Below are 4,739 nucleotides of genomic sequence, written 5' to 3'. Positions count from 1 at the left end.
ACCCTGTGGGAGAGTAGGACGCCGCCGAACAATTATTCAAGAAAGCCCTGGTGGGGACCGAAAGGTCCCTGCCAGGGCTTTCTTGCATTTCCGGCGGTCGCCGCTCTACGGCCCGGCCACTAGACCGCTACCACTCGCCCGGTGGCCTCCCCGTCCCCTTTCTCGTTCTGCTTCTCCTCCGTGCCCTTGTCCGCCGGGGAGCCGTCCTCCCGTATTTCGCCGTGACGTTCCGCCCAGCCGAGCAGAGCGGTGTGGCAGGCACGGTCCATGTGGCGCAGTCCGCTGATGTCGAGCTCCACGTGGTGGCCTCCTCGGCGCAGGGTTTCCAGTTCGTCCAGCAACTTCGGCAGCCGGAGGAACGTGGCGTTGCCGAGCACCCGGGCTCGTACGACTCCGCTCGAGGACGTCATGGTCTCGACGTGTACGTGCGACGTCTCCCAGGCGGCCTTGACCACGGCCAGGAGCAGGCCGATGATGACGCCTTCGAAGAGGTTGGTCACCACGATCGCCACGGTGGTCGTCACCAGCACCGCGACCTCGCCCCGGTGGTCCCGCCAGAGCGGCCCCAGTTCCCTTGCGGGCAGCAGCTTCCAGCCCGCGTGGATGAGGACACCCGCCAGCGCCGCCACCGGAATCAGCTCGAGCGCCCACGGCAGGAGCGCGGCGAAGACCAGCAGCCACACCCCGTGCAGGACGCGCGACGCCTTGGTGCGCGCGCCGGCCCGGACGTTGGCGGCGCTGCGGACGATCACGGCCGTCATCGGCAGGGCGCCGAGCGCCCCGCAGACCGTGTTGCCGGCGCCCTGGGCGATGAGTTCCTTGTCGTAGTCCGTGCGACGGCCGTCGTGCAGCCGGTCGACCGCCGCCGCGCTGAACAGGGACTCCGCCGACGCGATGAGCGCGAAGGCCAGGATCGTGCCCAGCACCCCGAACTCGGTCAGCCGGGCGAAGTCACCGCCACCCGGTGGCTGGATCGCGTCGAGGAGACCGCGGACCTGGACCCGGTCGACGGGCAGGCGCAGCAGGGCGACCGCGGCAGTGGCCAGGGCGACCGCGACCAGCGGCGCGGGCACGATACGTGCGGCCCGCTGCCAGCGTGGCCACAGGACGAGCATCGCCGCCGTGCCGCTGCCGACCGCGACGGCGGACATGGCGTCGGCCGAGCCAAGGGTGTTGGTGAGGAGTGAGATCAGGCCGCCGAGCTTGTCCAGGCCGCCGGCGGGCGCCTCGGCGTCGGCGATCGCGTACAGCTGCCCGGCGATCAGCACGATGCCGATGCCGGCGAGCATGCCCTGCACCACGGCCACGGAGATGGCACGGAACCAGCGGCCCAACTTCAGGGTGCCCATGACGAGTTGGAGGAGGCCGGCGGTGAGCACCAGGACGCCGAGGGCCCTGAGCCCGTACTCCCGTACGGCCTCGTACACCAGCACTGTCAGCCCTGCCGCAGGCCCGCTGACCTGCATGCTGCTGCCCGGCAGCAGTCCGGTGAGGAGCCCGCCGACGATGCCGGTCACGAGCCCCAGCTCGGCGGGCACACCGGATGCGACGGCGATGCCGACGGACAGCGGCACGGCTATGAGGAAGACGACCAGCGACGCGGTGAAGTCGGCTCGGAGGTTGTTCCTGAGGTCAGTTATGGCGGCGTTTCGGACACGGCGGAAGAGAGTCTTCTGCATGAGGATTGCCTCCAGCGCGCTCGAGGCGCGCGCAGCGATGCGATGAGGATCGTTGCCTGACAGGTGGAGTGAGGTGAAGCGTCGTACGGGCGGTCGTTTCGGGCGGATCGTTCGTCGGTGCGAGTCGGTCGGCGCGAGCTGTCGGCCGGTACGAGGGGGCAGCCTGTACGGACCGACGTGGACACGGACGCGGGTACGAGCACGAGCACGGTCACTGGGGGCGAAGACGGCACAGCCGCCGGACGTCGGGCAGCGACGTCGGCACAGATCCCAGTACGCGCAGCGGCGCCGTCGTCCCCTGCGGCGCCGTGCCGATAATCACTCGACCATATTTTGGCCAAGTTGTGGTGCAGATCGGCGAGTTGATGTGTAACCACGATGTAAACGCGGGGGTGGGAAACGGGAGATCCCGCTTCCGATCACCCCGGCGGACGGCCTGCCGAAGCAGCCTCCGCCAGAGGCGCGTGGACGGTTCCGAGTCGTGGACACGAGCCGTGCCCGGGACCGCCGAAGTGCGAAGATGCCAGCCACAGCCACACCGTCCAGCCACACCCTCCAAGCCACACCCCAGCCCCAGCCGCAGTCCAGCCAAGAGGTGAGCCCACCGTGACCCAGAAAGTCGCCGTCCTCGGAACCGGAAAGATCGGAGAGGCGCTCCTCAGCGGCATGATCCGGGCCGGCTGGTCGACCGACGACCTCATGTGCACTGCCCGCCGTCCCGAGCGCGCCGAGGCCCTGCGCGCCCGCTACGGCGTCGAGGTGGTCAGCAACAGCGAGGCCGCCAAGGCCGCCGACACCCTCATTCTGGCCGTCAAGCCGCAGGACATGGCGATCCTCCTCGACGAGCTCGCCCCCCACCTGCCTGCCGACCGGCTGGTCATCAGCGCCGCGGCCGGCGTGCCCACTGCCTTCTTCGAGGAGAAGCTGCCGGCCGGCACTCCCGTCGTACGCGTCATGCCGAACACCCCCGTCCTCGTCGACGAGGGCATGTCCGTCATCTCCGCCGGCTCCCACGCCTCCGAGGACCACCTCCTCCGCACGGAAGAGATCTTCAAGCCGGTCGGCAAGACGCTCCGCGTCCCCGAGAACCAGCAGGACGCCGCGACCGCCCTCTCCGGATCCGGCCCGGCCTACTTCTACTACCTCGTCGAAGCCATGACCGACGCCGGCATCCTCCTCGGCCTGCCGCGCGACAAGGCCCACGACCTCATCGTCCAGGCCGCCATCGGCGCCGCCGTCATGCTCCGCGACAGCGGCGAACACCCGGTCAAGCTGCGCGAGGCGGTCACGTCCCCCGCCGGGACGACGATCAGCGCGATCCGCGAACTCGAGAGCCACGGAGTACGGGCCGCCCTGATCGCCGCCCTCGAAGCAGCCCGCGACCGCAGCCGCGAACTGGCCTCCGGCCAGGCCTGACGCTCTTCAGACAGGCGAGACGGGCGAGACGGGCGAGACAGGCGGCAGAGGCGACGACGCAGACGGCACAGGCGGGACGGCCGGGACGGGCGGCATCAGCCCAATGGCCCGGTAGGCCGTGTCGACAGTCGGCCGGGCGAGGCCCCGCGCCCGCTCGGCCCCCTTCCGCAGCACCTCGTCCACATAACCCGGGTCGGCACAGAGCTGGGCGTGCCGCTCCCTGACCGGCCGCAGCAGCTCCACGACCGCATCGGCGGTGTCCTTCTTCAGCGCACCGTACGCGGACCCCCGAGCGCCGTACCCCGCGGCGACCTCCATGGGCTTGCGGCCGGTGCAGGCCGCCAGGATCTCCAGCAGGTTCGCGACGCCGGGCTGCGCCTCCCGGTCGTACACAATCTCGCTCCCGCTGTCGGTCACCGCGCGCATGATCTTCTTGCGTACGACGTCGACCTCGTCGAGCAGATAGACGATGCCGGACGTCTCGGCGTGCGACTTCCCCATCTTGGACGTCGGGTCCTGCAGATCCATCACCCTGGCAGCCACCGTGGGGAGCACGGCTTTGGGCACGGTGAAGGTGTGCCCGTAGCGCTGGTTGAACCGGACCGCCAGGTCCCTGGTGAGCTCGACGTGCTGCGCCTGGTCGTCGCCGACGGGGACCTCGTCCGCTCCGTACGCCAGGATGTCCGCCGCCATGAGCACGGGATACGTCAGCAGGGACAGCCGTACGCTCCCGCCGGTGGCCCGCTCCCGTGCGGACTTCTCCTTGTACTGGATCATCCGCCGCATCTCGCCGTCGGTGGCCGTGCACTCCAGCAGATACGCCAGCCGGGTGTGTTCGTCCACATGGCTCTGTACGAACAGAGTGCAGAGGTCGGGGTCGAGCCCCGCCGCCAGCAGCAGCGTCGCGGCCTGCCGGCTGAGCCTGCGTACGCGGGCGGGGTCGTGGTCGACGGTCAGTGCGTGAAGGTCGACGACGCAGAAGAGGGCGTCGGACCGGTGCTGGTCTGCCTCCACCCACTGGCGGACGGCGCCCAGGTGGTTGCCGAGGGTCAGATGGCCGGTGGGCTTGATGCCGCTGAAGATGCGTGCCATGGCTGTGCTGGTCTCCTTCGAGGTGGAGCCACCGCCACAGACAGCAGAACGGCCGCCGAGGCGGCGGCCGCTGAGTGCATGCGCAGGTCTCGGGCCGCCCGTCAGGCGGCCCACCACTGCTGGGTGAGCGCATGCTTGGTCACAGGACGACGGTAGCTTCCGAAACCCCCTTGCGCCACGGGTTTGATGGGGCTTACGCGAGCGTGTAGAGTTCTTCGAGTTGCCACGGGGTCCGCGAGGACGCCGGAGCAGCCACTCGAGTCGCATCGGCGGCAATCACCACTGCACGGTCCCTGAACGGGAAGTATTTCGGCGTGCCGGAATACGGAACGGGATGGCCCGGGACTCCGATTAGGAGTCGCGGGGGAAATCCGCTAAAGTAGTGATCACGCCGGAAGGCGCGAGAAACCCCGCTCCAACAGGGGGCCGGAAACGGAATTCGGACCGGAAACGGACTGGAAAACGGATCTGGTAAGGTTGGAAACACGAAATACCGAAGGGAAGCGCCCGGAGGAAAGCCCGAGAGGGTGAGTACAAAGGAAGCGTCCGTTC

Annotated in this window: 3 protein-coding genes; 1 reads left to right on the top strand and 2 read right to left on the bottom strand. The window is 69.2% G+C overall.

The annotated features are described in order from the left end of the window. Nucleotides 1-119: 119 nt before the first annotated feature. On the bottom strand, nucleotides 120-1,679 hold the full coding sequence (locus tag ABZ956_RS30400; protein ID WP_361900714.1) for a SulP family inorganic anion transporter: 1,560 nt from the start codon (nucleotides 1,677-1,679) through the stop codon (nucleotides 120-122). 606 nt (nucleotides 1,680-2,285) lie between these two features. Here ABZ956_RS30400 and proC point away from each other — a divergent pair. Next, nucleotides 2,286-3,095, top strand: a complete 810-nt coding sequence (proC, locus tag ABZ956_RS30395) for a pyrroline-5-carboxylate reductase (RefSeq protein WP_361900711.1) — start codon at nucleotides 2,286-2,288, stop codon at nucleotides 3,093-3,095. A 6-nt stretch (nucleotides 3,096-3,101) separates the two neighbouring features. On the opposite strand, the gene trpS is transcribed toward proC, so the two are convergent. Continuing rightward, nucleotides 3,102-4,187: a tryptophan--tRNA ligase gene (gene trpS / locus ABZ956_RS30390; RefSeq protein ID WP_361900708.1), complete on the bottom strand. Its 1,086-nt coding sequence runs from the start codon at nucleotides 4,185-4,187 to the stop codon at nucleotides 3,102-3,104. Between the last annotated feature and the right edge of the window lie 552 nt (nucleotides 4,188-4,739).

The sequence above is a fragment of the Streptomyces sp. NPDC046261 genome (genome assembly GCF_040646235.1).
In the GTDB taxonomy this organism is placed as follows: Bacteria; Actinomycetota; Actinomycetes; order Streptomycetales; family Streptomycetaceae; genus Streptomyces.
This window is presented reverse-complemented; position numbering and strand designations above follow the sequence as displayed.

What these genes read in the sequence shown, in the direction of transcription:
- trpS (WP_361900708.1), bottom strand. Translation starts at nt 4,187, where the DNA reads ATGGCACGCATCTTCAGCGGCATCAAGCCCACCGGCCATCTGACCCTC.
- ABZ956_RS30400 (WP_361900714.1), bottom strand. Translation starts at nt 1,679, where the DNA reads ATGCAGAAGACTCTCTTCCGCCGTGTCCGAAACGCCGCCATAACTGAC.